2 protein-coding genes are annotated in these 1,776 nt (G+C 49.8%); both read right to left on the bottom strand.

Annotated features, from left to right (window positions below; genetic code table 11):
- Positions 1 to 658: 658 nt before the first annotated feature.
- Complete coding sequence (locus tag ABJ99_RS13625; protein WP_007247384.1) at positions 659 to 1,234, bottom strand: STY4534 family ICE replication protein; 576 nt, start codon at positions 1,232 to 1,234, stop codon at positions 659 to 661.
- 97 nt (positions 1,235 to 1,331) lie between these two features.
- Positions 1,332 to 1,550, bottom strand: a complete 219-nt coding sequence (locus ABJ99_RS28710) for a hypothetical protein (RefSeq protein WP_010216390.1) — start codon at positions 1,548 to 1,550, stop codon at positions 1,332 to 1,334.
- Positions 1,551 to 1,776 lie beyond the last annotated feature (226 nt).

Genomic DNA, 1,776 nt, shown 5'->3' on the forward strand with positions numbered 1-1,776 from the left:
GCTGAAGATGCAGCTCGCGATACGCTTCGAGTACGACTTCGCCTAACCGAGTACCGACCTCTGCAATATGTGATGGTGCTTCCATATGAACAGATTCTTTCCACGCGGAAGGAGTCAGCACAACAGGCAGCTTCAGCAAAGTTGACGGCAGATGGTTTACGGTGATGGACATAGTAGTTCTCCAGGTGTGGGTAACCACCTGGCCCGACCGGGAGGTGAATTACCCGGTCAGGTTGGTTTTCGTTCATGAGAACGTTTAGTTGAAAAATCTTTTCAGTTAAACATCAGAGATCAGGCGTTTGACCTAAGCTGTACCAATGCCTGAGAGCCCAATACGATTAGGGTTATGGGGCATTTTGGGGCTCCAATGTTATGAGTCCCCAGTCCCTGAGGATGAAGGTCCTCAGATAAAAGAAGTAGTGAGGCGTTGCGTCAGGAAGTGATCGCGGTAGCCATCAATGAAACAAAACCGGCGATCAATCCGCCTGCGCCTATTTGAGTCAATAACTGTGAGGGAAGCTACTGTCCATATTCGAGAAAAAAGATGCTGAGCACTGTAAACACGAGTGTAGCGATGGCGAGTTTCATGAAATCGTTACCTGCGTTGTAAAGAAAAGAAAAGGCGCCTAGAGGGCGCCTTGAGGGAGTGAAAGTGCTTTCAAGCAGCTTGTTTCTGTCCTCGTGCAGCGCGAGCCGGTTTAGCCGGACTGGCTTTAGGAGGAGTAACAGCAGCTGGAGTATCTATTTCAGTTGATTCTGCTGGGGCAGACGCCTCAGCTTGACCAACTGGAGATGTTTCCGAAGCAGTGCTTTCGGAGGAGGCGGGAGCCTCTTCTTTCAGCGGAGCCTGATAGACGTATTCACCTTCAACTTTGATCCAAGCAAGGTACAAGAGACGGCCTTTAAGGCTGACACCTGTTTGGCCTTGCTTATCGCCACTGCCGTAGGTAAAAGTATCAGCCCAGATATCACCGATGCGGAAAGAAACAAGAACTTTCTTGCCGGCAACGACTGCTTCCTGGGAACGGCGAATCAGCTTCTCAGCTTCAGCACCAACCACGTTGCAATCGATGAAGGCATACTCAGCCGAAGTAGTGCAGCCTTTAAGGGCGGCAACTGTGACAGCCATGAAAGGATTCCCTTTACGGGGTTTCACTTCACGAATGCGGTTGAGATAGCCGATACCAGTGGTATGCAGGTCGAAGTATTTGGTTTCGTTAGTAGAGTTGCTCATGGTGTTTCTCCAGTTTTGAGTATTCAAAGCGGAGATACACTTCGCCCAGGGGGGAAGGTATTCCCCGCATGGGTGGTAGAGCGAAATTTTACGACAATCAATGCATGAATCTGAACGCGGTAAGCATAATGCCTACAGCAGCAGTCAGCATGAGTGCCATACGAATTGAAAGTTTGAGTTCAAGTTTGTCGAGATCGGCTTTGGTGGCGAGCTGCGTTTGCATGTCAGACTCCAAGGCATCGACAACTGCAGCGGCGCGGGTTTCCTCGACATCAATCGAAATCAATGCTTGGTACAGCGCAATACTGCTTTTCATGAAGGTCTCCTGCTGAGCGCGAGACCTACCCTACGGGAAAGGTCCCGATGGGTGTGAGAATCAATGTGCATCCATCAATCAGACATCTGATCAACCGTTCGCGCTTCCGAATGCTTTGCGAACTAGGGGTTGGATTAATGCGTGGAACGCATCGTAGTCATGAAATCCAGACTACCTCGGGCATGTTGCTGACAACGTCAGCGGTACATGTCTTGAGAATCCTTTA

Origin of the sequence: Pseudomonas syringae pv. cilantro, from assembly GCF_001293775.1 — a bacterium.
Classification (GTDB): Bacteria; Pseudomonadota; Gammaproteobacteria; order Pseudomonadales; family Pseudomonadaceae; genus Aquipseudomonas; species Aquipseudomonas syringae_P.

What these genes read in the sequence shown, in the direction of transcription:
- ABJ99_RS28710 (WP_010216390.1), bottom strand. Translation starts at nt 1,550, where the DNA reads ATGAAAAGCAGTATTGCGCTGTACCAAGCATTGATTTCGATTGATGTC.
- ABJ99_RS13625 (WP_007247384.1), bottom strand. Translation starts at nt 1,234, where the DNA reads ATGAGCAACTCTACTAACGAAACCAAATACTTCGACCTGCATACCACT.